Source organism: Streptomyces sp. NPDC050418, assembly GCF_044458745.1.
GTDB lineage: Bacteria > Actinomycetota > Actinomycetes > Streptomycetales > Streptomycetaceae > Streptomyces.
The window spans coordinates 83,479-107,370 of record NZ_JBITIG010000012.1 but is presented as its reverse complement, the minus strand read 5'-3'; the positions used below and the strand labels follow the sequence as shown (position 1 = coordinate 107,370).

Here is a 23,892-nt window from a genome sequence, read left to right as displayed (position 1 = left end):
GTCTCCGGTTGCCTTTCAGTCCCTGGGCAGGCCGAGAATGCGCTCGGCGACGACATTGAGCTGGACCTGGGTGGTGCCGCCCGCGATGGTGAGACAGCGGGACATGAGGAAGGAGTGCACGGCCCGCGCGCCCGGACCCTCGCGCAACGCGCCTGCGGGACCGAGGAGTTCCAGCGCGAGCTCGGCGACTTTCTGCTGGTGAGGGGTCTGGACGAGTTTACGGATGGAGGCTCCGGCGCCCGGTTCGAGCCCGGAGACCTGCTGCAGCGTGGTGCGCAGTCCGATGCACGCGAGCGCGTGCGCCTCGGCCGTGAGCGCGCCGATCCGGGCGCGGGTGGCGTTGTCGAGATCGGCGGCCCGCGCGATCAGCATTTCCAGGCCGGTGTCGAAGGTCATCTGGTCGGCCATGTGCACGCGTTCGTTCCCGAGCGTATTGCGCGCGACCTTCCAGCCCCCGTCGATCTCGCCGACGACCGCGTCGGCGGGCAGCATCACATCGTCGAAATACACCTCGTTGAACATGGCCTCGCCGCTGATCTCCCGCAGCGGCCGGACATCGATTCCCGGGGTGTTCTTCATGTCGATGACGAAATAGGTGAGGCCCTTGTGCTTGGGCGCGTCGGGGTTCGTCCGGGCGAGCAGAATCCCGTAGTCGGCGGTGTGCGCGGAACTCGTCCACACCTTCTGCCCGTTGACCTTCCAGCCGCCGCCCTCGACCCGCTCGGCCTTGGTCCTGAGCGAGGCGAGATCGGAGCCTGCGCCGGGCTCGCTGAAGAGCTGGCACCACATGAGCTCGCCGCGCAGAGTCGGCGCGAGGTAGCGGTCCTGCTGCTCCTGCGTCCCGTAGGCGATGAGCGAGGGCACCACCCAGGTGGCGATCCCCAGGTCGGAGACCTTCACGCCGGCGGCCCGCAGCTCCTGCTGCACGGCCAGCTGCTGCACGGGCCCGGCACCGAGCCCGTAGGGCTTCGGGAGGTACGGGGCGGTGTAGCCGGTGGGCGCGAGCTCACGTCGTACGACCTTGGGGTCGAGGCCGCACACGGGCTCGATCACCGCGCGCGCCTGCATCCTGAACTCCTCGGCCTCGGCGGGCAGTTCGAGCCGCAGTTCGCGCCGCGCCCCGCCCTCCGCGAGCCGTACGGCCCGCAGCCGGTGCGCGTCCCCGGCGCCCATCAGCTGGCGCGCGACGAGCGCGCGCCGCAGATACAGATGCGCGTCGTGTTCCCAGGTGAACCCGATACCGCCGAGCACCTGGATGCAGTCCTTGGCGCAGGCGTACGCGGCGTCCAGTGCGACGGAAGCGGCCAGGGCGCTCGCCAGCTCCCGTACTTCCGCGGCCTCTTCACCGGCCGCGCGCGCCGCGTCCCACACCAGCGCGCGGGCCTGCTCGACCCGCACCAGCATGTCGGCGCACAGATGCTTGATGCCCTGGAACTGTCCGATGGGCCGCCCGAACTGCTCGCGCACCTTGGCGTACTCGGCGGCGGTGCGCAGCGCCCATGCGGCGGTCCCGCACGCGTCGGCCGCGAACACGACGGCGGCGAGATCCCGTACGAGCCCGGAGTCGGCCTCGATCAGCCGCCCCCGCACCCCTTCGGCCCGCACCTCGGCGGTGGGCCGGGTCGGATCGGCGCTCTCCTGGATGCGTACGGCGAGATCCGCGGCCTCGACCACGAACCACCGCACCCCTTCGGCGCCCTGCGCGGGCAGCAGCACCACATCGGCCTCGCCGGCGCTGAGGACCGGCGGCGCCTCGCCGTCGAGCAGGTACCCCTCGTCGTCGCGGACGAAGGTCAGCGTCCCGGCCGCGAGCGCCACGGCCCCGATCCGCTCGCCCTCGGCCAGCGCGGCCGCGAGCTCCTGTTCACCCGCGCGCCGAAGCACCGCGGACGCCAGGGAGTTGGCGAGCAGCGGCCCGGGCAGCGCGCCTTGCGCGGCCTCCTCCACGACGACGGCGAGATCGACGAGGTCACCGCCCCCGCCGCCGTACTCCTCCGGCAGATGCACCCCGAGCAGTCCTTGTTCGGCGAGAGCGCTCCAGAAGTCCGGCCGCCCGCCGCCGGCGGGTGCGTCGAGCACCTTGCGCACTTCCTCCGGCGGCACGGCTCTGGCCACCCATCCGCGCACCGCATCGGCCAACTCGCGTTGCTCTTGCGTGATCCCGATCCCCATGGCGGGCAGAGTAGAACACGTTTCAATCTGACGGAAGGTCAGATGACAGTGGCTTTTGACGGACCGTCAGGACTTGAGGAAGCCGGAGATCCCGTCCGCGATCCCCTTCGCCGCCTTCTGCCGCCAGGAAGAGCTGGTCAGCAGGGCCGCATCCTGGGAATCACGCATGTTGCCGCACTCGACGAAGACCTTCGGGACCGTCGTGAGGTTGAGGCCGCCGAGGTCGCGGCGGACGTCGAGACCGGTGCCCTCGCCGATGTAGTTCGAGGGCTTCATGCCCGTCGCGCTGACGAAGCGGCCCGCGATCCGCACACCCAGATCGCGGGAGGGCGCGACGACCGCGCGGGTGTCCGCGCCGCCCGCGTGGACGGCCGCCGGGAGGATCACATGGAAGCCGCGGTTGCCGCTGCCGGAGCCGTCGGCGTGCACGGAGACCACGGCGTCCGCCTCGGCCTTGTTGCCGATCTCGGCGCGCTCGTCGACACAGGGACCGAAGGGGCGGTCGCGGTCCTGGGTCAGCTTGACGGTCGCGCCCTGGTCCTCCAGGAGGTCGCGGACGCGGTGCGAGACGTCGAGGGTGAACTCCGCCTCCGTATAGCCGGAGTTGGTGGACGTTCCCGTCGTGTCGCACTCCTTCTTGTTCGTACCGATGTCGACCTGGCGGGCGATGTCGCCCGGGTGCTTGAAGTTCGACGGGTTGTGGCCGGGATCGAGGACGACGACCTTGCCGTCCAGGGGCCCCTTCGACGGCGCCTTCTTCGACGGCTTCGCCGAGGACTTCGAGGGCTTCGGGTCGTCCGGGGTCTTCGAGGAGGCCGCACCGGACGGCTCGCCCTTCGAGCTCGCGCTCGGCAGCGGCAGCACCTTCGGCGGCTCGTCCTCGTCGGCGGTCCCGCCCATCGCCTGCCACAGCAGCCAGCCGGCCAGCGCGGCCGGCACCAGCGCGGCGACCGCGACGAGACCACCGCCCCGCCTCAAGGGACGGCGCGGGTACGGGCCTGGGTCATCCGGATTGTCGTACGACACGGGAGCGAGCCTAGCCGCACCGCTTCACCTGCCCGGATCCCTCCCGGATCCCTCCTGGAGACATGGCGCGACGTAATCGTTATGCGCCGTACCAACCGGTCGGTATTGACAGGGTGACGGGGTCAAAGGTGTGATGCCTGACACCACTCGCCCAGTTCACCGAACAGCAAGGCGCAGGAGGATTCGCAATGGGGCAGTCCGGGCTGCACGAGCTCGATGCCGTGGCACAGGCCGCGGCCGTACGAGACGGCGACATCAGTCCCGTGGAGCTGGTCGAGCACCACCTGGACCGCATTGCACGGTACGACGAGCGGCTTGGCGCGTTCCTCACCGTAACCGCGGAAAGCGCCCGTGACCAGGCCGCATCCGCCGCGCAGCGGCTCACGGAGGGTGAGCTCGACACGCTGCCGCCGCTCTTCGGCGTACCGACCGCGATCAAGGATCTGACAGCGACGGCGGACGCCCGCACCACCTTCGGGTCCAAGGCCTTCGAGGAGTTCACCCCGGAGGCCGACGCGCACGCCGTACGGCTGCTGCGCGCGGCGGGGACGATCAGCCTCGGCAAGACGAACACCCCCGAGTTCGGGCTCTCCGGATACACGGACAACGATCTGGCCGGTCCCGCGCGCAGCCCCTGGGACCCCACCCGTACCGCGGGCGGCTCCAGCGGGGGCGCGGCGGCCGCGGTCGCGGCGGGGCTCGTGCCGTTCGCGCACGGCAGCGACGGCGGCGGCAGCATCCGGATCCCCGCGGCGTGCTGCGGGATCTTCGGTCTGAAGCCGTCGCGGGGCCGGGTCAGCAACGGTCCGGCCGGCAGCGACGTGACCGGGTTCACCATCCAGGGCCCGCTGTCGTGGACCGTGCGGGACGCGGCCGCGATGCTGGACGCGCTCGCGGTGCCGCAGCCCGGCGATCCGTACTGGGCGCCGCCGCTCCCCCAGGGCGAGACGTTTCTGCAGTACGCGGGACGCGACCCGGGCCGGCTGCGGATCGGTGTCTACACGGACCCGGGGCTGCCGGAGCTCGAGGTCGACCCGGAGATCCGGGACGCGCACACGGCCGCCGCGGAGCTGCTCGCGTCGCTCGGCCACGAGGTCGTGGAGATCCCGAACCCCTTCGGGAACTCCCTCAAGGACTCGTTCCTCGGCATCTGGGCCACCCAGTCGCTGCTGCTCAAGACCGCCGGCGAGGACGCGCTGCGGCCGCTCAGCAAGTGGTGGCGGGAGATCGGACGCGGCCTGAGCGCCGAGCAGTTCCTCGACGCGATGAGCGGGGCGCAGCTGGCGTCGCGTCGCGCGGTCGAGGCGCAGAGCCCGTACGACGCGGTGCTCTCGCCCACGCTCGCGATCCAGCCGCCCGCCCCCGAGTGGTTCCAGGAGGGCGACGCGCTCCAGGAGGCGCAGCGCCAGACCGGACTCAGCTGCTACACGGCCGCGTTCAACGCGAGCGGCCAGCCCGCCGCGAGCCTGCCCCTCGGCCGCAGCGCCGAGGGCGTGCCGATCGGGGTGATGCTCGCCGGGCGTCCCGCCGGCGAGGCGCAGCTCATCGCGCTGTGCGCGCAGATCGAGGCCGCACGGCCCTGGGCGGGGGAACGGCCACCGCTCTTCGGCTGATCCTCCACTCTTCGGCTGATCCGCCGCTCTCCTGCTGATCCGCCGTCCGGGCCTCAACTCCCTTCCCTTCTCACGCCGTTCAGGCATCAGACCCCACACAGTTCATGCCCGCACCATCCGGCACGGCCCGAGTCGCGGCCTGTCGTTGTCGCGCCCTGCCCGGGCACGTACGCCCTTGGAGGCTGGAAAATGGCACGTTCGGTCAAGACCACCGGTGCGGTCCGTACGGCCGCGCTTGTCGCGGCGTTGGGTCTGGCCGCCACGGCCTGCACCACCAGTGACGACCCCGGCGCGGGCGGCGGCAAGGGCGGGGGCGGCGGTTCGGCCACCCTGCAGCTCACCGGCGACCCGACCACGCTGGACCCCGCCAAGGGCACGGCGGTGCAGGACCTGTACATGGACCGGATGCTGTACGACGTCCTGGTGCGCCGCGACGACGCCGGCGAGATCGTGGGCAACCTGGCCAAGAGCTGGGAGCAGACGTCGGCGAGCGAGGCGAACTTCACCCTCAACGAGGGCATCACCTGCACCGACGGTACGAAACTGACGGCCACGGACATCGCGGCCTCCCTCAAGCGGCTCGCCGACCCGAAGACGGGCGGCTACCCGGCGTTCGGCGCGGGCAACACCGCGACGATCACCGCCGACGACAAGGCGAACACGGTCAGCGTCAAGCTGGCGAAGCCGTACTCGGACCTCCTGTACGGGCTGAGCAGTCCGCAGGCCGGAATCGTCTGCCCGAAGGCCCTCAAGGACGAGGCGCTCCTGAAGAGCGCGGGCAAGGGCGCCGGCACCGGACGCTGGTACCTCGACAAGTCGGTCGCCGGATCCACGTACACGCTCGCGGGCCGCGAGGGCTACACCTGGGGCGCCAAGTACAAGAAGGCACCGCAGGGCGAGGCGCCCGGGTCGGTGGTCCTGAAGATCCTGCCGAACGAGTCCACGATGGCCAACGAGCTGCTGAGTGGTTCGCTGGACTACGCGGGCATCACGGGCCCGGACGCGGCCCGCCTCGCGAAGGCGCCGGACAAGGTGACGATGGTGCCCACGCCGCTGATCCGCATGATGGTGGTGTTCAACCAGGCAAAGGGCCACCCGGGCGCGGACAAGGAGTTCCGTGAGGCGGTGGGGGCCGCGGTGGACCGCAAGGGCTTCAACGACACCGTCACCAAGGGCACCGGCGAGATCATCTCCTCGCTCGCCGACAAGTCGGTGCCGTGCGCCGCCACCGAGGAGTCGTGGCTGGCGAAGCCGGACAAGGCCGCCGCGAAGGCGCTCAAGGGCGTGAAGGTGAAGGTCGTCGGCACCAACGCGGTGGCGGGCGGCGCAGGCAACGAATACGTGCAGGCGGTCCTGAAGGCCGCAGGCGCCGAGGTCGAGCTGCGCAACGTCGACAACACCACGTGGGCGACCGAGGTGCCGGGCGGCAAGGGCGACTGGGACATCACCGTCCTGCCGAACGTGAACACCACCAACCTGCTGACCCACCCGGCGAGCCTCCTCGTCGGCGAGGCACCGCCGGCCGGACGCAACTTCGGCCAGGTCGACAACAAGGAGTTCGCGGCGGGCTTCGGCGAGGCGATGGCGAACATCGACGAGGCCAAGAAGTGCGCGGCCTGGGAGAAGGCCCAGAAGGCACTCCTCACCAACCGCGACGTCCTGCCCCTGACGGCGATCAAGGCGTACTACACCACCGGCAAGAAGGTGGAGATCGCCTCCCCGGACGGCATCCTCGACGCCTCCACCGTGCGCCTGAAGAAGTGAACGTCCGCGGCCCGGCTGTCTGCGAGGCGGCCGGGCCGCGGCAGCACCCCGTACCCCGTGTCCCTACCGCGCAGATGGAGGACGGCCGGTGGCCGAAGCAGCAGTCGTAGCAGAGCCGGGCCCGCCGGCCCGTGAAACGGCCGGGCGGGCCCGCTCGCCCTGGTTCGCGTTCGCCGTGCGGCGGGCCGTCGGCCTGGCCGGCGTGCTGATCACCCTGGTCGTCGGCACGTTCCTCATGGTCAAGCTGATGCCGGGCGATCCGGCGCAGGCCAGGATCGGCGCGAACGGCACGGCGGAGCAACTGGCCGACGCGCGCCACGAGATGGGGCTCGACCAGCCGGTGTTCACGCAGTTCACGGACTACGTGGGCGGGCTGCTGCGCGGGGACCTGGGCGCCTCGTTCCAGACCGGGCAGCCGGTCGGGAAGATGATCGGCGACGGGATGCCGTTCACGGCCCAACTGGCCCTGATGGCCATGGTGGTGGTGCTGGTCCTGAGCGTGCCGCTCGGCATGGCCGTCGCGGTGGCCTGCCGCGGCGGACGGCGGCGCGGCCTCGACACCACGTTCACCTCGGTCACCGCGTTCGCGCAGGCCATTCCGGAGTACGTGCTCGGGACGCTGCTCGTGGCCCTGTTCGCCGTCAAGCTGGCGTGGCTGCCGCCGTCGGGTGCCGCCTCGCTGTCCGCGATGGTGCTGCCGGTGCTCGCGGTGAGCATCGGGCCGGTGTGCACGCTCGCGCGGATCGTACGGCGGGAGACCTCGGCCGTCCTGACCATGGACTACCTGCGCACGGCCCGCGGCCGCCGGCTGCGCGGTCTGCGCCTGTACGCGCGCCACGCCCTGCCCAATCTGCTGACCTCGACGCTGACGGTCGGCGGGCTCATCCTCGTCGGGCTGCTCGGCGGCACCGTGATCGTCGAGTCGGTGTTCGCCTGGCCCGGCGTGGGGCTCGCCTCGTTCAAGGCGATCATCGCCCGCGACTACCCCGTCATCCAGGGCATGGTCCTGGTGATCGGCCTGCTCGCCGCCCTGCTCAACCTCCTGGTGGACGTCGTCCTCGGGCTGCTCGACCCCCGGACGCTCAACGCGAAGGCAGGCAACGCCGTATGACCATCGCCGCCGTCGGACCCGCGGCGCCACGCCGCCGCCCGCGCCCGACCCCGGGGCTGATCGCGGGACTCGCCGTGATGGCCGGGCTGCTCGTGCTCGCCGTGATCGCCCCGTGGATCTGGGGCGACAAGGCCGAGGCGCTCGGCGGCACGCCGTATCTGCCCTCGTCCTCGGAGCACTGGTTCGGGACCGACCCGCAGGGCCGCGACGTCCTCGCCCGCACCCTGGTCGCGGCCCGCACCACGCTCCTGATGTGCTTCGGCGCCACAGCCATCGCGGCCGTCGGCGGCATCGGGCTCGGGGCGGCGATCTGGGTCGCCGGGCCGCGGGTGCGCGAGGTCGGGCAGCGGCTGATCGACGTGATGATCTCCTACCCGGCCGTCCTGCTCGCGATGATCGTCGCGGCGGTGCTCGGCCCGGGCGAGGTCACCTCCGTCGTCGCGATCGGCCTGGCGACCTGCCCGGCCTTCGCCCGCCTCACCACCAACCTCGCCGCGAACATCGCGGGCCGCGACTTCGTCTCCACCGCCCGGCTGCTCGGCGTCCCGCCGCTGCGGCTGCTTCGCCGGCACATCGTGCCGAACATCGCCGAACCCCTGCTCGTCCTGGTGTCGGTGGCCTTCACCGTGTCCCTGAAAGCCCTGTCGGGTCTGTCGTTCCTCGGCATCGGCGTGCAGGTCCCGTCGTACGACTGGGGCAAGCTGCTCGCCGACGGGCTGCAGGACATCTACAACAACCCCGCGCCCGTGGTCGGCCCGTCCATCGCGATCGTGCTCGCGGGGCTGGCGGGCGGGTTGATCGGCGACGGGCTCGCGGCCGCGCTCAATCCGTCGGAGCGGACCGGGTCCAAGGGCGGTGACCGCGCGAAGGTGAAGGCCGCACTGGCGGCCGCCTCCGAAACGGGGCTGCCCCGGGACGCGGTGGCCGTCGCCCAGGACCTCGTGGTGTCGCTGCCCGACGGGACCCGGCTCGTGGACGGCGTCTCGCTCTCCATCGCGCCCGGCGAGATCGTCGGCGTGGTCGGCGAGTCCGGCTCCGGAAAGTCGCTCACGGCGATGTCCCTGGCCAAGCTGCTGCCGGAACCCCTGACCGCCGACGCGGCCCAACTCCGGGTCGGCGACCTGGACTTGACCGGCAGCCCGGCCCGCTCCCGGCTGGCCACCGAGATCGGCATCGTCTACCAGGACCCCTCTTCCTCCTTCAACCCCGTACTCAAGCTGGGCGGACAGCTCACCGAGACACTGCGGGTGCACGGCGGCGTGGCGCGGTCCCAGGCGGCGCGGCGCGCGGTGGAGCAGCTGCGGCTCGCACAGGTCACGCACCCCGAGGCGCGGATGAAGCAGTACCCGCACGAACTCTCCGGCGGCCAGCGGCAGCGCGCGATGATCGCCTCGGCGATGCTCACCCAGCCCAAGCTCCTGATCGCGGACGAGCCCACGACCGCGCTCGACGTCACCGTGCAGGCGGAGGTCCTGCGGCTGCTCCTGGAGGCGAACGACCGGGACGGCACGGCGATCCTGCTGATCTCGCACGACATCGCGGTGGTCTCCTCGGTCTGCGACCGGGTGCTCGTCATGTACAGCGGACGCCTCGTCGAGGAGCTGACCGCCGAGCAGCTGCGCGCCAAGGACGCCCACCACCCGTACACCCGCGCCCTGTTGGCGGCGACGCCCGCCGTCGACGAGGACACCGAACCGGCCTCGATCCCCGGCCGCCCGCCCCAGCCCGCCGAACGCCCCACGGGCTGCGCGTTCGCCCCGCGCTGCGCGCTGGTGCGGCCCGTCTGCCGCGAGGAGCGGCCGGTGATGGTCGCGACGGCGGACGGGGCCTCGGCCGCCTGCCATGTGACGGCTCCGGCCGACGGGCAGGGCGTGTCGGTACGGAAGCAGCTCACCGGCCCCGTACTGCCTGAGCAATCACCGACCCGTGACCCCGAGGAGACGACCCGATGACCCAGACCTCGGTGACGCAGTCCTCGGTGCTCCGCCTCGACGGCGTCAACGTCTCGTTCGGCTTCGGCTCCCGTCGGAAACATGTGCTGCACGACGTCACCCTCGGCCTCGACGAGGGCCGCACGCTGGGCCTCGTCGGCGAGTCCGGTTCGGGCAAGTCGACGCTCGCGAAGGTGGTCGTCGGCCTGGTCAAGCCCGCCTCGGGCCGGATCCTGATCGACGGCGAGGACCTGGCCGGCGCGGGCCGCGAGCGGATCGCCCGGCTGCGGCGCCGCATCCAGCTGATCCCGCAGGACCCGTACGCGTCCCTCAACCCGCGGATGACCGTCGGCGACGCGCTCGCCGAGGCCATCGACCCGCTGCGCGGACGCGCGTCGGGCCACCGCGAGGCCATCGCGGAGCTGCTCGCGAAGGTGTCCCTCGACCCCGACGCCGCCGACCGCTACCCGCACGCCTTCTCCGGAGGCCAGCGCCAGCGCGTCGCCATCGCACGGGCGCTTGCGGTCGGCCCCGAGGTGATCGTGGCCGACGAGGTGACCTCCGCGCTCGACTGCTCCGTCCAGGCGGAGGTCCTCGGCGTCCTGCGCGACCTGCGGGCCTCGATGCGGCTGACCATGCTGTTCATCTCGCACGACCTCGCCGTCGTACGGCATGTGAGTGACGAGGTGGCGGTGATGTCCGGCGGCCGGATCGTGGAGCACGAGCAGCGCGACCGCATCTTCTCGGCCCCGCGGCACGACTACACGAAGCTGCTGCTCGCGAGCGTCCCGGACGGGAAGCCGCTGCGGGAGCGGGGCGGCGCGTCCGTATCCAAGTAACGGAAGGAGCCGGAGGCGCCGAGGGGGCTCAGAGTCCGGGGCCGGTCCGCCGCAGCACCCGCAGCGAATCGGTCGCGGACACCTCGGTGAACGCGCCGGACGCGAGCGCCCGCAGATAGATGCGGTACGGGGCCTGCCCGGTGAACTCGTCCACCGGGTCCGGGAACACGTCGTGGATCAGGAGGAGCCCGCCCTCGGCGAGGTGCGGCACCCAGCCCTCGTAGTCGGCGGTGGCGTGCTCGTCGGTGTGGCCGCCGTCGATGAACACGAAGCCGAGTGATCCTCCCCACACCCGCGCCACCTGAGGCGACTTCCCCACGAGCGCGATCACATGCTCTTCGAGGCCCGCCTTGTGAAGGGTGCGGCGGAAGGTCGGGAGCGTGTCCATCCGGCCGACCTCGGGATCGACGACCTCCGGGTCGTGGTACTCCCAGCCCGGCTGCTGCTCCTCGCTGCCGCGGTGGTGGTCGACGGTGAGCGCCGTGGTGCCGGTCTGCCGTGCGGCGTCGGCGAGCAGGACGGTGGAGCGACCGCAGTACGTGCCCACTTCGAGCAGCGGAAGTCCCAGGTCACCGGCCTCGACCGCGGCCGCGTACAGGGCGAGTCCCTCGCCGAGCGGCATAAAACCCTTTGCGGCCTCGAAAGCGGCCTGCACTTCGGGCTTCGGGATCGCGGACATCAGGGCCTCCGGTGCGGCGTTCGTACGGCATGCGTACGGCGAGGTGATAGGCAGGAGTTGTGCGGGTCATGTGCGTAATCGCCTGCGCATTCGCCGTACGCGTACGCCCGTTCCCCGAGTCGCCCATGCTGCCGTATCCAAACGGGAACCAATAGCGGCCTCCCGCATCTCCTTGCTCACAGCCGGGCAGACTGCCGGGGTCTTTATACCGAGCAGACACCCTGGCCGACCGGGCGATAGTGTCATCCGTACGATGGGGGGCCGCCGATGGGACCTTGCCCGCGCCGGACACCCGGTGCACCGGCGACTGTGACGCCCACCGACGACTCGACGACGAAGGACCTAAGGTGAATTTCCGCTCTCTGACCCGAGGCGACGGCGTGGTGATCGCGGCAGCGGTTTTGCTGTTCATCGCCTCTTTCCTGACCACGTTCGATGAAGAGGGTGACAACGCCCCCACGGCTTGGGACGACGGAACCCTCCTGATCAGCATGTACCTGCTCGGCATCATCGGTGCGGCGCTCATCGCCGTGGGCCGCGCCCAGCAGCCGGCCCGCAAGGTCGGGGGCCTCGAGCTCGGGCAGATCGGCGTCGCGTTCACGATCACCTCTGCACTGAGCGCGCTCTTCAAGATGTTCGACCTGCCGGGCTACCTCGACGCCGCGGAGGGCTTCCCCTCGGACCAGGTCGATGCCGGCACCGGCATGATCCTCGGCCTCATCGCCGCCCTCGCCCTCGCCGGCGCCGCCGTCGCCACCAACCTGGTCCCGGCCCTGCAGGCCCCCCTCTCCGGCGGCCCCAAGCCCCCGGCCCCGGCCTACGGCCAGCAGCCCCAGGGCGGCTACGGCTACCCGGGTGCCCAGCAGGGCCAGCCGCAGCAGCCGTACGGCGGTCAGCCGGGCCAGCCGCAGCAGGGCGGGTTCCCGCAGCAGGGTCCCGCGCCGACGCAGCCCGGTCCGCAGCAGGGCGGCGCGCCGCAGGCCGGCGGGGACTTCGCGCCGTTCTGGTTCGCGGTGCCGGTCCAGCGTCCGCTGTACGGCGAGGATGGCAACCCGACCCCGATCGCCGAACTCGCCCCGGGCACCTGGTACCTGGCGGTCGAGCAGCGCGGTCCCGGCATCGTCGCCCAGACGCAGGACGGCCGCCGCGGCGTCCTCCAGGACACGACGGGCATCCAGCGCGGCTGACCCCCGCACGCACGTCGACGGCCCTTCGCCTCTTGTGAGGCGGAGGGCCGTTGCCTTGTCCCGGTCCACCCCCTACAGTGCCCAGAACTGACGAGCCGTCAGCTAACGGGATGGGGGCACTGGGATGCGGCTAGGGATCACCCTCGGCTACTGGGGACGCGGCCCCAAGCCCGAACACGTCGCGCTGGCCCAGGAGGCCGAGCGGCTCGGCTACGACTCCGTGTGGACCGCGGAGGCCTGGGGCTCGGACGCGTTCACGCCGCTCACCTGGATCGCCTCGCACACCTCGACCATCAAGCTGGGCACGGCCGTGGCGCAGATGGCCGCCCGCACCCCGACGGCCACGGCGATGCACGCGCTGACCCTCGACCACCTCTCGGGCGGCCGGATGATGCTCGGGCTCGGGCTCTCGGGACCGCAGGTGGTGGAGGGCTGGTACGGCCGCCCGTTCCCGCGCAGCCCGCTGACGGCAACACGCGAGTACGTGGACGTGATCCGCCAAGTCCTGCGCAGGGAAGGCCCGGTGAGCCTCGACGGCCGCTTCCACTCGCACCCGTACGCGGGAGAGGACGGCACCGGACTCGGCAAACCCCTGAAGCCGATCACGCACCCCCTCCGCCCCGACCTCCCCCTTTTCCTCGGCGCGGAGGGCCCGAAGAACATCGCGCAGACCACCCGTATCGCGGACGGCTGGCTCCCCCTCTACTGGTCACCGACCCGCACCGACGTCTACGAGGCCTCCCTCACGGACCTCCCCGAGGGCTTCCGTATCGCCCCGATGGCGCGGGTCCAGGTCTGTGACGACGTCGCGGCGGGCCTGCTCCCGGTGAAGGCGATGCTCGGCTTCTACATCGGCGGCATGGGTCACGCGTCGAAGAACTTCCACGCGGACCTGATGGCCCGTATGGGATACGAGGCGGAGGCCCGCCGGATCCAGCAGCTCTTCGCGGAGGGCCGCAAGGAGGAGGCGATCCTGGCGGTCCCGGACACTTTCGCCGACGACATCTCGCTGGTGGGCCCCCGCGAACGCATCGCGGAACGCCTGGAGCTGTGGCGCAAGGGCCCGGTCACGGACTTGCTGCTGATGTCTCCGGACATGGAGACGCTGCGGGTGCTGTCGGAATTGGGCTAGCGGACGGCACTTTTCAGCCCCGCCGGCGTTTGAGGCGATCCGAACGAAGTTCGGATGAGGGGTCCGGGGCTAAGCCCCGGTTTCGGGAAGGGGCGGGGTGGGGGAGAAAAGCCCGCCGCAGGCGCCCCCGGCCCGCACCCGAGAACGAACCCTCAGCCCCCCAGCTGCGACAGAGACGGCACCTTGTCCACCACAGGAGCCCCCGCTTCCTTCCCCGCGTCCTTCACCGAGTTGATCACGTTGTCGAACACCCCGGCCACATCATCCGCCCCCTCCCCCTTCCGCAGCTTGGACGGCAGGTCCTTGAGCGACTCGATCCCGGCAACCAGCGGCGCGACGGCCTTCGAGAGCAGCGGGTCACCCTCGGCGTTCTTCGCCGCGGCCTTCAGCCGGTTGTACGCGAACGCCCCGGCCAGACCGGCCTTGACCAGCGTGAACTTCCGCCCGTCGGCGCCGCTCTTGAACTTCCCGTCGCGCGCCGGCTTGATGATCCACTGATACGCGGCCCCGGCGGCGAGTCCCGCATTGGCCACGAACCGCGTCTTCGCGAACTTCTGCTTCTCGGCGGTGCTGGTCCCGCTCGGCTCGGCCCCGGCGTCGTTGTCGCTGGAACCGCACGCCGTGGTGCCCGCGAGCAACGCCCCGCACAGGGCGAGGGCGACGAGCATGCGGGCGACGAGGGGACGGCGTACGGACGAGGCGGAGCTGAGCACAGTGGACCTCCCACGATGAGCGCGGGCCGCGCCGTGGAGGATCCGCGGCCCTTCCGGCAGCCTCACCCGGTTGCCGTGGTGCCGCCACTCGGGCGAGCCCATCCGTGCACCACCGGCCGTACTCCTGTACGACCCACTGGCCCGGCGCCGGGTTTGACCACCTCTGATCGGGTCACTCGTGGCCCATGGCCCGAAACGGCAAGACAGTGCAGGCGGCCCGTGCGGTCGCCCTCGTCGCGGACGTCCTGGCCGCGATCCTCGTCCTGTGGATCCTGATGGATCTCCTGGACGCGAACCGCGCCAACGACCTCGTCCAGTTCGTACGCGATGTCGCACGGTGGCTCGCAGGCTGGTCCCACGACCTGTTCACCTTCGACGACGCCTGGGCACGCGTCGTCGCCGGGTACGGCCTGGCCGCGGTGGTGTACCTGGCGGTCGGCCACTCCGTGGCGAACCGCCTCCGCCGCTAGCCCTCGGGACTAACCGCGGACCGGATCGCAGCAGTCCGGCTCGAGCCCGGTGGGCAGCCGGTGCTCGCCGAACACCGCGCACGTCGCCTCGTGGCCGCCGAGCGCCGCGACGGCGAGCAGCAGTGCGCCTGCGGTCCACGCGGTCAGTTCCTGCGGCCAGATCGCGCTGTCCTCGAAGACGTATCCCGTCCAGTACAGGCCCGACTCGGGGTCGCGCAGATGCTGGATGGACTTGAGGATCTCAAGGGACCGGTCGGACTCCCCCATCACCCAGAGCGCGAGGGCGAGTTCGGCGGATTCGCCGCCCGTGACCCACGGGTTGGGCGACACGCAGCGCACACCGAGCCCGGGCACGACGAAGCGGTCCCAGCCGTCCTCGATACGGGATTTGGCGTCCGCGCCCGTGACCGCTCCGGCCAGGACCGGGTAGTACCAGTCCATCGAGTAGCGGTCCTTGTCGAGGAACCGCTCGGGGTGGCTGCGTATCGCGTGGCCGAGCGCACCGGCCGCCAGCTCCCAGTCGGGCTGCGGCTCCTCGCGCTGCTCGGCGATGGCGAGGGCGCAGCGCAGGGCCTGGTGGATGGAGCAGGAGCCGGTCAGGAGCGCGTCGGTGACGGGCGTCCCGTCCTCCTCGCGCTTCCAGCCGATCTGCCCGCCGGGCTGCTGCAGCGCGAGCACCCACTCGACGGCGGCGCGGACGGCGGGCCACATCCGGTCGAGGAAGGTGTCGTCGCCTGTGGCGAGGTAGTGGTGCCAGACGCCGACGGCGATGTACGCGCAGAAGTTGGACTCGGCGCCGCGGTCGGTGACGGCCTCCGCGTCCCCGTCGGCGTACGCCGCGAACCAGGAGCCGTCCTCGCGCTGGTGCCGTACGAGCCAGTCGTACGCCCGCTCGGCGGCCTCGTGCTCGCCGGCGGTGTCGAGCGCCATCGCGGCCTCGGTGTGGTCCCACGGGTCGAGGTGGTGGCCGCGGAACCACGGGATGGCGCCGTCCTCGCGCTGGCACGCGAGGATGCCTCGGACGGTGTGCGCGGCCTGCTCCGCGGTGAGGACCCCGGGCAGTACGAGATGCTGCGTCCGGGGCGTCGTCACTTGGCGCCCGCCGGCTCGGCCACGGCGGCGCGGGGCAGGTGCGGCTTGGTCGCGTAGGCCACGAAGCTCTTGCCGATGACGGGGTTGAGGGCCCGCTCGGCGGCGCGCGTCAGGGTCGAGATGCCCTTCGTCTTCATGATGTCCCACACCAGGAGCTGGTGGTACGCGCGCACCGGCAGCGCCTTGTCGTTGTCGACGCCGAAGGCGCACTTGAGCCACCAGTACGGCGAGTGCAGCGCGTGCGCGTGGTGGGTGCCGTACGGCTTGAGTCCGGCCTCGCGCATCCGGCCGAGCAGTTCCTCGGCCTTGTAGATGCGGATGTGGCCGCCCTCGACCTCGTGGTACTCGTCGCTGAGCGCCCAGCAGACCTTCTCGGGCCCGTAGCGCGGCACGGTGACGGCGATCCGGCCGCCCGGCTTCAGGACGCGCACCATCTCGGCGAGCACGCCCTTGTCGTCGGGGATGTGCTCCATGACCTCGCTGATGATCACGACGTCGAAGGACTCGTCGGGGAACGGGAGTTGGAGCGCGTTCCCCTCCATGGCGGTGGCGGTGGCACCCTCGGGCGCCTCCCCGGCCTCCTTCATGGCGGCGAACCACTTGGCGACCTCGCGGATCTCGTCCCCGTTCTGGTCGAGCGCCACGACCTGCGCACCGCGCCGGTAGCACTCGAAGGCGTGCCGCCCGGCACCGCAGCCGAGATCGAGCACACGATCGCCTGCGGCGAGCGGGAAACGGGAGAAGTCGACGGTCAGCACTCAGGCCTGCCTTCGTGGTCGGGTGCGGCTGGAATCACGGGCGTCACGCTCGGGGAGAGGCGGATCATCGGGCTGTCCGCTGAGGTGCCGCGGCGATGGCCTCGCGGTAGCGGGCCACGGTGCCTTCCGCCGCCCGCGCCCAGGTGAAGTTGGCCAGGACCCGTGCGCGTCCGGCCGCGCCGAGGCGGGTCCGCAGCTGCGGGTCGCCGAGCAGCCGGGTGAGCCCCGCGGCGAGCGCCCCGGCGTCTGCGGTGGGCACGGCGAGACAGGTCTCGCCGTCGGTCCCCGCGACCTCCGGGATCGCCCCTCCGGTGGTGGCAAGCAGCGGGGTCCCCGTGGCCATGGCCTCGGCGGCGGGCAGCGAGAACCCCTCGTACAGCGAAGGAACGCAGGCGACCTGGGCCGACCGCACGAGGTCGACGAGTTCCTGGTCGGAGATGCCCTTGACGAACCGGACCGCGTCCTCGAGTCCGTAGCGCGTGATCGCCTTGGCGACGGGTCCGTGCTCGGGCCGCTTGCCGACGACGACGAGATGCGCCTCGGGCGTCTCGGTCCGCACCTTGGCGAGCGCCTCGACGAGGAAGACGAGGCCCTTGAGCGGCACGTCGGCGCTGGACGTGGTGACGATCCGTCCGGGCACCTCGGCCACCGACGGGTCGGGCGAGAAGAGATCGGTGTCGGCGCCGATGTGCACGACGTGGATCCGGTCCTGGCGCACCCCGAGGTGCTCGACGATCTCGTCGCGCGAGGTCCCGGAGACGGTCAGCACGGACGGCAGCCGCCGCGCGACCCGCTTCTGCATGCGCGTGAACCCGTACCAGCGGCGCTTGCCCGCGCGCTCGCGCCAGCCGTTCGCGGCGTCGATCTCCAGTTGACGGTCGACGGTGATCGGGTGGTGGATGGTCGTCACGAGCGGGGCGCCGAGCACCCCCGGGCCGCCCAACAGGCCGTATCCGAGCGTCTGGTTGTCGTGGATGACGTCGAAGTCCCCGCGGCGGTCGGCGAGATGGCGCCGGGCGCGCAGCGAGAAGGTGAGCGGCTCGGGGAAGCCGCCGGTGAACATGGTCCCGGCCTCGACGACGTCGATCCAGTCGCGGTACTCGTCGCGCTTCGGCGTACGGAAGGGGTCGGGCGAGCGGTAGAGGTCGAGGGAGGCCAGCTCGGTCAGGGAGACCCGGTCGTCGACCTCGTCAAGGACCGGGTAGGGCTGGGCGCCGATGACCTCGACGTCGTGTCCGAGGCGGGCGAGCTCGCGCGAGAGGTGGCGGACGTAGACGCCCTGGCCGCCGCAGAACGGGTTCCCCTTGTAGGTCAGCAGGGCGATCCGCAGCGGGCGTTCGCCGGTACCCTGGCGCACCTCCGCGAGGGGACGGTCACCGACCGTGTCTATGGGGCCCGCGGAACCCGCCTCCATGGCCTCAGCGGTCACTCACGGCCCCCTTCTGACTGCATTGCCCGCGAGATTACGCCGGGACGCTAACCTAGAACAAGTTTCAGACTTGATCGCTTGAAGAGCATCGAATTTACCGGCAGGTAAGTAGATCGGAAGGCCTGGATCAGGTGATTCGCGCCACGACGAACGCGGACCGGACGGCGGAACGGGACAGATGACAGCGGAAGCCATGGAATCCGGCGGCACCGGCGCGACCCCCGCCCTGACCGAACGTCAGGAAGCCCGCCGCCGCCGCATCCTGCACGCGAGCGCCCAGCTGGCGAGCCGGGGCGGTTTCGACGCCGTGCAGATGCGCGAGGTCGCCGAGTCCTCCCAGGTCGCTTTGGGCACGCTCTACCGCTACTTCCCGTCCAAGGTGCATCTGCTCGTCGCCACGATGCAGGACCAGCTGCAGCACATGCACGGCACGATCCGCAAGCGCCCGCCGGCCGGTGACACCCCCGCCGAGCGGGTCGCCGAGACCCTGATGCGGGCGTTCCGCGCGATGCAGCGCGAGCCGCACCTCGCGGACGCGATGGTCCGCGCCCTCACCTTCGCCGACCGCTCGGTCAGCCCCGAGGTGGACACGGTCTCGCGGCTGACGACGGCGATCATCCTGGACGCGATGGGCCTGGACGACCCGACCCCGCAGCAGCTCTCGGCGGTCCGCGTCATCGAGCACACCTGGCACTCGGCCCTCATCACCTGGCTCTCGGGCCGCGCCTCGATCGCCCAGGTCAAGATCGACATCGAGACGGTGTGCAAGCTGATCGAGCTGACGGTGCCGGAGTAGCCCGGAGGGCCCGGGGCGAATCCCCAGGCCCACGGCCTCAGTCCTCCGGCGGGTAGACAGCCTCCCCGCTCCCCAGCAGCGTCAGGGTGATCGCCTCGACGGGACACCCCTCCGCCGCCGCGAGCACATCCTCACTCGCGTCCACCTCGGACGCCTGCGGATGCGACTGACGCGCCGTGTCGAGCCGGAACCCCTCGGGCGCGCTCGTCACGCACATCCCCGACCCGATGCACACGCCCCGGTCGACCTCGACGTGCCAGCGGTCTCCCATCAGGCGCTCACCCCTCATACCCGGCGGGCAGGTGGATCATCTTGTGCTCGAAGTACTCGCCGTACCCCTCAGGCCCGAACTCGCGGCCCAGACCGGAGTTCTTGTAGCCGCCGAACGGGCCGAGCATGTCGAGGCTGAAGGTGTTGACGGAGTACGTGCCGGTTCGGACCTGGCGGGCCACGTCGATCCCGCGCTCCACGTCCGCCGTCCAGACGCTGCCGCTGAGCCCGTAGTCGGAGTCGTTGGCGATCCGGACGGCCTCGGCCTCGTCGCCGTACGGCATGAGGCAGATGACCGGGCCGAAGATCTCCTCGCGGGCGACCCGCATCGAGTTGTCGACACCGCCGAAGAGCGTGGGTTCGACATACCAGCCCTTGTCCTGTCCGGCCGGACGTCCGCCGCCGGTGAGGATCTTGGCGCCTTCCTCCTGGCCGATGCGGATGTAGTCGAGCGAGCGCTGCTGCTGGCGCTTGGCGACCAGCGGGCCGAGCTCGGTGGCCGGGTCGAGCGGGTCGCCGACCTTGAGGGCGCCGGCGGCCGCGGCGAAGGCCTCGGCGAACTCGTCGTAGCGGGAGGTGGGGACGAGGATGCGGGTCTGGGCGACACAGGCCTGACCGTTGATCATCCAGGCGAAGGGGACGATGCCCTTCACGGCCGCCTCCGCGTCCGCGTCCGGCAGGATCACGGCCGCGGACTTGCCGCCGAGCTCCAGCGTCACGCGCGTCAGGTTGCGGGCGCAGACCTCCATGACGCGCTTGCCCGCCGCCACGGATCCGGTGAAGGAGACCTTGTCCACGCCTTCGTGCCCGACCAGGTACTCGCTGACCTCGCGGTCGGCGGGGATGATCGAGAGGACGCCCTCGGGCAGCCCGGCCTCGGTGGCGATCTCCGCCAGGAGGTAGGCGTCGAGCGGTGTCTCGGGCGAGACCTTGAGGACCACCGAGCAGCCGGCGAGCAGCGCGGGCGCCAGCTTGGCGGCGGCGGTGAACTGGGGGACGTTCCAGGGGACGACCGCGGCGACGACACCGACCGGCTCGCGGCGCACGAGGATCCGGCCGAGGGCGCCCTGGCGGCTCTCCTCGTAGGTGAAGTTGCGGGCGGTGGTGAGCGCGGCGTCGTACACCATCATCGTGGCGAGCGCCTGCACCATCACGCTGGACGTGAACGGGGTGCCGTTCTGCGAGGAGATGACGCGGGCTATCTCCTCGTGCCGTACGAGGAAGGCGTCCTTGATCTTCGTGACGACCTCGATGCGCTCGTCGAGCGACATCCGCGGCCAGGGGCCTTCGTCGAAGGCCTTGCGCGCGGCCGCCACCGCGCGGTCGACATCCTCCTTGGCGGCATGCGGCACCCGGCCGATGACCTCCTCGGTGTGCGGGGAGACGACCTCGATGACGTCCTTGCCGACGGGATCCACCAACTCCCCGCCGATGAACAGCTTTCCGTGTTCCACGAGCTCTGCCATGGCCGACTGCCTCCTGCGGGGCGGTTCCTGACACCTTTTCAGACCGGTACTTCCCGAAACTGATACCAGTTCTAGTTCGAGGTTGCCAGACGTCGAACAGCCCCGCGGAAGTGGATGCTTGGGGCTACCACTGGAACTGGTTCTAGTTATAGTGGTCGGGGTCGGACCGGCCGCACCCGGCGACGAGGAGACGAGGCCCGTATGACGCAGGTGACCGAGCACGGCGGCGGCGTCTGGTCGCTCAAGGTGCCGATCCCGGACAACCCGCTCGGCCACACCCTCGTCCACCTCCTCGACACCGACAGCGGCCCCGTCCTCATCGACACGGGCTGGGACGACCCGGCGTCCTGGGACACGCTGGTCGACGGCCTCGCGGCGCTCGGCACCGGCATCAAGGACATCCACGGTGTCGTGATCACCCACCACCACCCCGACCACCACGGTCTGTCCGGCCAGGTGCGGGAGGCCTCGGGCGCCTGGATCGCGATGCACGCGGCCGACACCCAGGTCGTCCGGCGCACGCGGGCGCGGAAGCCGGGCGAGTGGCTCGACTACCTCACCGTGAAACTCGCCGCGGCCGGTGCGCCCGAGGAGCACCTCGCGCCGATGCGCGCGGCGCGGACGTCGGGACGTGTGACGACGATGCCCGGGCTCAACTCGGCCCTCCCCGACCGCGAGATCACCCCCGGCGAGCTCCTCGACCTGCCCGGCCGCAGGATGCGCGCGATCTGGACGCCCGGGCACACCCCCGGCCACGTATGCCTGCATCTGGAGGAGGAGCACCCCTCGCGGCTCGCGGGCCACGGCCGCCTGTTCTCCGGCGACCATCTGCTGCCGGAGATCTCTCCGCACATCGGCCTGTACGAGGACCCGGCCGAGGAGGCCGTCACCGATCCGCTCGGCGACTACCTCGACTCGCTGGAGCGGATCGGGCGGCTGGGGGTGGCGGAGGTACTGCCCGCGCACCAGTACGCGTTCACGGACTCGGCCGGTCGCGTACGGGAGCTGCTCGAACACCACGAGGAGCGCCTCGCGGACCTGCGCCGGCTGCTCGCCGAGCCCCTCACGCCGTGGCAGCTGGCCACCCGCATGGAGTGGAACCGGCCCTGGGCGCAGATCCCCTACGGCTCGCAGAACATCGCGGTCTCGGAGGCGGAGGCGCATCTGCGGCGGCTGGTGAAGCTGGGGCACGCGGAGGCTGTGGAGGGGTCGGATCCGGTGGCGTACGTTGCCGGCCCGTCCGGCGTCTGAGGACACCGGACGAGGTTCGGATGCCGCCGCAGGCGCAACCGGCCCCAAGCCTGACCGCAAACCCTCCTCACCTGACCGGCCGGTACAGTAGGCCCAATCACCACGCCCGTACGGAGGGAAGCCGGTGCGACTCCGGCGCTGACCCGCAACCGTATGCCGCCCTCGGTCGGAGGGCCGGCGAGCCGGAATGCTCCGTGAGCGGCGTGTGTGGCTCCAGTCGCCGAATCAGCCGGCGACCGGGACCGTCGAGGTATACGGATCCGGAGCCCGGTGCCTTCGCGGGCCCGTGCCCGGCCCAGCAGGAGAGGCACCCGTCCGATCATGACCGCCCGCCGCAGCGCCGCCGCGCTGGCCGCCACCGCCGTGCTCTGTATGGCCGCTGCCCCCGCCGCGACCGCCGACACCCCGGCACCCAAGAACCTGCCGTCGGGCCTGTACGGCAAGACGGACCCGAAGTACGACGGTGTCTTCCGCCAGGCGTACGCGCTGCTCGCCCAGGACACGGCGGGCGTGAAGCCGGCCGCCAAGGCCGTGGACTGGCTGACCGGGCAGGCCTGCGACAACGGCTCGTACGCGGCCTACCGCGAGGACCCCTCCGAGAAGTGCGACGCCAAGACGGTCGTCGACTCCAACTCGACCGCGTCCGCGATCCAGGCGCTCGCCGCGCTGGGCGGGCACGACGCGGACGTCAAGAAGTCCGTGGAGTGGCTGCGCTCGGTGCAGAACGAGGACGGCGGCTGGGGCTACAACCCCGGGATCCCCTCGGACGCGAACTCGACCGGCCTGGTCGTCGGCGCCCTGAAGGCGGCCGGTGAGAACCCGGCCGAGGTGAAGTCCCAGAAGGACAAGGCCGCCGGTGACGCGCTGGTCGCGCTGTCGATGCCGTGCGACGACAAGGGCAAGGGCGCGTTCGGGCTCGCGGACATGAAGTCCGGCAAGCTCGCGCCGAACGCCGACGCCACCGCCGCCGGTGTGCTCGGCGGTCTGGAGCAGGGCCTCGTCGTGCAGGCCGCCGCCAAGACCGAGCCCGCGAAGTGCGCGAAGGCCGGCGACGCGAAGCAGGCCGCCGCGAACGGTGCCGCCTACCTCGCCGACACCCTCGCCAAGGACGGCTTCCTCACCTCGTCGCTGCCCGGCTCCGAGGACCAGCCCGACTACGGCAACACCGCCGACGCGGTCGTGGCTCTCTCCGCCGCCGGTCTGACCGAGCAGGCGAAGAAGCCGCTCGCCGAGCTGGAGAAGAACGGCGCCGCCTGGGCCAAGACCTCCGGCTCCCCCGCCGCGTACTCGCAGCTGATCTTCGCCGCGCACGCGGCCGGCGCCGACCCCGAGGACTTCGGCGGCACGGACCTCGTCAGCGCCCTGAACAAGATGGGCCCGGCGCCGCAGAAGGCCGAGAGCGCCGACAGCTCCGAGGACAAGAAGAAGGACGACGACTCGTCCATGAGCGTCTGGTGGATCATCGGCGTCTTCTTCGTCGCCAGTGTCGGTGTCGGGTTCCTGTTCAGCGGACGCAAGAAGAACCAGCTGTGAGGACTCTCCTCCGCTCGGCGACCGCCCTCCTCGTGGGGGCGGTTCTCGCCGTGCTGCTCGCGGCGCCCGCTCAGGCGGACTCGTACCGCTACTGGTCGTTCTGGTTCAAGGACGACAAGGGCGCGTGGGCGTACGCCACGCAGGGTCCCGCGACCGCCCGGCCCTCGGACGGTGACGTGGAGGGCTTCCGCTTCGCCGTCAGCAAGGATTCGGCGGATGCGGCGAAGCCGCGCGAGGACGCGGAGTTCGACGCGATCTGCGCCGGGACGAAGGCCGAGGAAGGCCAGAAGCGCATCGCCCTCGTCGTCGACTTCGGCACGGCCGCGGACGCCCCGTCGGGCGAGACGCCGCCGAAGCCGCGGACGGTCTGTGCGCGGATCGCCGAGGACGGCACGTCGGCGGACGCGCTCGCGGCGGTCGCCAAGCCGCTGCGCTACGACAGCAACGCGCTGCTGTGCGCCATCTCCGGGTATCCGAAGAGCGGCTGCGGCGAGCAGGTGTCGGACACGGGCGCGGGCAAGGACGCCGGGAACGCGGCTGAGAAGCCGGCCGCGTCCGAGGACGACGGCGGCCCGTCGGTCGGGCTGCTCGCCGGTGTGGCCGCGGTGCTTCTGCTCGGCGTGGCAGCGATCTGGCAGGCCCGCCGCCGCAGGGGCTGAG

General features: G+C 71.4%; 21 protein-coding genes and 1 riboswitch. Of the genes, 12 read left to right on the top strand and 9 right to left on the bottom strand.

All coding sequences use genetic code 11. The features are described from left to right. Positions 1-15 precede the first annotated feature (15 nt). Positions 16-2,172 carry an acyl-CoA dehydrogenase gene (locus ACIBI4_RS27520; protein WP_399206759.1) on the bottom strand — a complete coding sequence of 719 codons (2,157 nt, stop codon included), beginning with the start codon at positions 2,170-2,172 and terminating at the stop codon, positions 16-18. Positions 2,173-2,238: 66 nt separating this feature from the next. Next, positions 2,239-3,198 carry an N-acetylmuramoyl-L-alanine amidase gene (locus ACIBI4_RS27515; RefSeq protein WP_399206758.1) on the bottom strand — a complete coding sequence of 320 codons (960 nt, stop codon included), beginning with the start codon at positions 3,196-3,198 and terminating at the stop codon, positions 2,239-2,241. A gap of 188 nt (positions 3,199-3,386) precedes the next feature. On the opposite strand from ACIBI4_RS27515, the gene ACIBI4_RS27510 reads away from it, so the two are divergent. The 5 genes from ACIBI4_RS27510 (at position 3,387) to ACIBI4_RS27490 (ending at position 10,456) form a co-directional block, all read left to right on the top strand. Then, positions 3,387-4,811: an amidase gene (locus tag ACIBI4_RS27510; RefSeq protein WP_399206757.1), complete on the top strand. Its 1,425-nt coding sequence runs from the start codon at positions 3,387-3,389 to the stop codon at positions 4,809-4,811. A 189-nt stretch (positions 4,812-5,000) separates the two neighbouring features. Further along, complete coding sequence (locus ACIBI4_RS27505; RefSeq protein ID WP_399206756.1) at positions 5,001-6,575, top strand: ABC transporter substrate-binding protein; 1,575 nt, start codon at positions 5,001-5,003, stop codon at positions 6,573-6,575. A gap of 88 nt (positions 6,576-6,663) precedes the next feature. Continuing rightward, a complete protein-coding gene (locus tag ACIBI4_RS27500; RefSeq protein WP_399206755.1) occupies positions 6,664-7,686 on the top strand; it encodes an ABC transporter permease in 1,023 nt (340 codons plus the stop codon). Further along, positions 7,683-9,638: a dipeptide/oligopeptide/nickel ABC transporter permease/ATP-binding protein gene (locus tag ACIBI4_RS27495; RefSeq protein WP_399206753.1), complete on the top strand. Its 1,956-nt coding sequence runs from the start codon at positions 7,683-7,685 to the stop codon at positions 9,636-9,638. The genes ACIBI4_RS27500 and ACIBI4_RS27495 overlap by 4 nt, the downstream gene beginning before the upstream one ends. Continuing rightward, positions 9,635-10,456: an ATP-binding cassette domain-containing protein gene (locus tag ACIBI4_RS27490; protein WP_399206752.1), complete on the top strand. Its 822-nt coding sequence runs from the start codon at positions 9,635-9,637 to the stop codon at positions 10,454-10,456. Before ACIBI4_RS27495 ends, ACIBI4_RS27490 begins: the two co-directional genes overlap by 4 nt. Before the next feature lie 28 nt (positions 10,457-10,484). Here the strand turns inward: ACIBI4_RS27490 and ACIBI4_RS27485 are convergent, their stop codons facing one another. Beyond that, positions 10,485-11,135 carry a class I SAM-dependent methyltransferase gene (locus tag ACIBI4_RS27485; protein ID WP_399206751.1) on the bottom strand — a complete coding sequence of 217 codons (651 nt, stop codon included), beginning with the start codon at positions 11,133-11,135 and terminating at the stop codon, positions 10,485-10,487. A 347-nt stretch (positions 11,136-11,482) separates the two neighbouring features. Between ACIBI4_RS27485 and ACIBI4_RS27480 the strand changes: the two genes are divergently transcribed. After that, positions 11,483-12,322, top strand: a complete 840-nt coding sequence (locus ACIBI4_RS27480) for a hypothetical protein (RefSeq protein ID WP_399206750.1) — start codon at positions 11,483-11,485, stop codon at positions 12,320-12,322. Positions 12,323-12,446: 124 nt separating this feature from the next. After that, positions 12,447-13,454: an LLM class F420-dependent oxidoreductase gene (locus ACIBI4_RS27475; RefSeq protein WP_399206749.1), complete on the top strand. Its 1,008-nt coding sequence runs from the start codon at positions 12,447-12,449 to the stop codon at positions 13,452-13,454. Positions 13,455-13,606: 152 nt separating this feature from the next. Here the strand turns inward: ACIBI4_RS27475 and ACIBI4_RS27470 are convergent, their stop codons facing one another. Then, the gene (locus ACIBI4_RS27470) at positions 13,607-14,122 is read right to left on the bottom strand and encodes a hypothetical protein (RefSeq protein ID WP_399206924.1); all 516 of its coding nucleotides are present in this window, start codon (positions 14,120-14,122) and stop codon (positions 13,607-13,609) included. Between the two features lie 230 nt (positions 14,123-14,352). Between ACIBI4_RS27470 and ACIBI4_RS27465 the strand changes: the two genes are divergently transcribed. After that, positions 14,353-14,637 carry a hypothetical protein gene (locus tag ACIBI4_RS27465; RefSeq protein ID WP_399206748.1) on the top strand — a complete coding sequence of 95 codons (285 nt, stop codon included), beginning with the start codon at positions 14,353-14,355 and terminating at the stop codon, positions 14,635-14,637. A 9-nt stretch (positions 14,638-14,646) separates the two neighbouring features. On the opposite strand, the gene ACIBI4_RS27460 is transcribed toward ACIBI4_RS27465, so the two are convergent. The 3 genes from ACIBI4_RS27460 to ACIBI4_RS27450 all read right to left on the bottom strand — a co-directional run bounded on the left by ACIBI4_RS27460 (position 14,647) and on the right by ACIBI4_RS27450 (position 17,916). Beyond that, on the bottom strand, positions 14,647-15,729 hold the full coding sequence (locus ACIBI4_RS27460; protein ID WP_399206747.1) for a prenyltransferase/squalene oxidase repeat-containing protein: 1,083 nt from the start codon (positions 15,727-15,729) through the stop codon (positions 14,647-14,649). Next, positions 15,726-16,487, bottom strand: coding sequence for a methyltransferase domain-containing protein (locus tag ACIBI4_RS27455; RefSeq protein ID WP_399206746.1), 762 nt, complete (start codon positions 16,485-16,487; stop codon positions 15,726-15,728). The genes ACIBI4_RS27460 and ACIBI4_RS27455 overlap by 4 nt, the downstream gene beginning before the upstream one ends. Positions 16,488-16,551: 64 nt before the next feature. Continuing rightward, positions 16,552-17,916 carry a glycosyltransferase family 4 protein gene (locus ACIBI4_RS27450; RefSeq protein WP_399206745.1) on the bottom strand — a complete coding sequence of 455 codons (1,365 nt, stop codon included), beginning with the start codon at positions 17,914-17,916 and terminating at the stop codon, positions 16,552-16,554. A 178-nt stretch (positions 17,917-18,094) separates the two neighbouring features. On the opposite strand from ACIBI4_RS27450, the gene ACIBI4_RS27445 reads away from it, so the two are divergent. Continuing rightward, positions 18,095-18,712 (top strand): TetR family transcriptional regulator, encoded by a 618-nt coding sequence (locus ACIBI4_RS27445; protein WP_399206744.1) that lies wholly within the window; start codon positions 18,095-18,097, stop codon positions 18,710-18,712. 37 nt (positions 18,713-18,749) lie between these two features. Here ACIBI4_RS27445 and ACIBI4_RS27440 read toward each other — a convergent pair whose 3' ends face one another. Together ACIBI4_RS27440 and ACIBI4_RS27435 are read right to left on the bottom strand one after the other, a co-directional pair. Then, positions 18,750-18,983, bottom strand: a complete 234-nt coding sequence (locus tag ACIBI4_RS27440) for a ferredoxin (protein ID WP_399206743.1) — start codon at positions 18,981-18,983, stop codon at positions 18,750-18,752. Positions 18,984-18,990: 7 nt separating this feature from the next. Then, entirely contained in the window at positions 18,991-20,448 is a 1,458-nt protein-coding gene (locus tag ACIBI4_RS27435; protein WP_399206742.1) for an aldehyde dehydrogenase, read from the bottom strand. A gap of 201 nt (positions 20,449-20,649) precedes the next feature. Here ACIBI4_RS27435 and ACIBI4_RS27430 point away from each other — a divergent pair, with 201 nt between their 5' ends. From ACIBI4_RS27430 to ACIBI4_RS27420, 3 genes are all read left to right on the top strand, one after another. Continuing rightward, a complete protein-coding gene (locus ACIBI4_RS27430; protein ID WP_399206741.1) occupies positions 20,650-21,699 on the top strand; it encodes an MBL fold metallo-hydrolase in 1,050 nt (349 codons plus the stop codon). Between the two features lie 116 nt (positions 21,700-21,815). Further along, a riboswitch (cobalamin riboswitch) is annotated at positions 21,816-21,890 on the top strand. 130 nt (positions 21,891-22,020) lie between these two features. After that, positions 22,021-23,232, top strand: coding sequence for a prenyltransferase/squalene oxidase repeat-containing protein (locus tag ACIBI4_RS27425; protein WP_399206740.1), 1,212 nt, complete (start codon positions 22,021-22,023; stop codon positions 23,230-23,232). Further along, positions 23,229-23,891, top strand: a complete 663-nt coding sequence (locus ACIBI4_RS27420) for an SCO2322 family protein (RefSeq protein ID WP_399206739.1) — start codon at positions 23,229-23,231, stop codon at positions 23,889-23,891. The genes ACIBI4_RS27425 and ACIBI4_RS27420 overlap by 4 nt, the downstream gene beginning before the upstream one ends. The last annotated feature ends 1 nt before the right edge of the window (position 23,892 follow it).

Coding starts and splice junctions, on each gene's coding strand:
- ACIBI4_RS27520 (WP_399206759.1), bottom strand. CDS start 2,172: ATGGGGATCGGGATCACGCAAGAGCAACGCGAGTTGGCCGATGCGGTG.
- ACIBI4_RS27510 (WP_399206757.1), top strand. CDS start 3,387: ATGGGGCAGTCCGGGCTGCACGAGCTCGATGCCGTGGCACAGGCCGCG.
- ACIBI4_RS27505 (WP_399206756.1), top strand. CDS start 5,001: ATGGCACGTTCGGTCAAGACCACCGGTGCGGTCCGTACGGCCGCGCTT.
- ACIBI4_RS27495 (WP_399206753.1), top strand. CDS start 7,683: ATGACCATCGCCGCCGTCGGACCCGCGGCGCCACGCCGCCGCCCGCGC.
- ACIBI4_RS27490 (WP_399206752.1), top strand. CDS start 9,635: ATGACCCAGACCTCGGTGACGCAGTCCTCGGTGCTCCGCCTCGACGGC.
- ACIBI4_RS27485 (WP_399206751.1), bottom strand. CDS start 11,135: ATGTCCGCGATCCCGAAGCCCGAAGTGCAGGCCGCTTTCGAGGCCGCA.
- ACIBI4_RS27475 (WP_399206749.1), top strand. CDS start 12,447: ATGCGGCTAGGGATCACCCTCGGCTACTGGGGACGCGGCCCCAAGCCC.
- ACIBI4_RS27470 (WP_399206924.1), bottom strand. CDS start 14,122: ATGCTCGTCGCCCTCGCCCTGTGCGGGGCGTTGCTCGCGGGCACCACG.
- ACIBI4_RS27465 (WP_399206748.1), top strand. CDS start 14,353: ATGGCCCGAAACGGCAAGACAGTGCAGGCGGCCCGTGCGGTCGCCCTC.
- ACIBI4_RS27445 (WP_399206744.1), top strand. CDS start 18,095: ATGACAGCGGAAGCCATGGAATCCGGCGGCACCGGCGCGACCCCCGCC.
- ACIBI4_RS27440 (WP_399206743.1), bottom strand. CDS start 18,983: ATGGGAGACCGCTGGCACGTCGAGGTCGACCGGGGCGTGTGCATCGGG.
- ACIBI4_RS27435 (WP_399206742.1), bottom strand. CDS start 20,448: ATGGCAGAGCTCGTGGAACACGGAAAGCTGTTCATCGGCGGGGAGTTG.
- ACIBI4_RS27430 (WP_399206741.1), top strand. CDS start 20,650: ATGACGCAGGTGACCGAGCACGGCGGCGGCGTCTGGTCGCTCAAGGTG.
- ACIBI4_RS27425 (WP_399206740.1), top strand. CDS start 22,021: ATGACCGCCCGCCGCAGCGCCGCCGCGCTGGCCGCCACCGCCGTGCTC.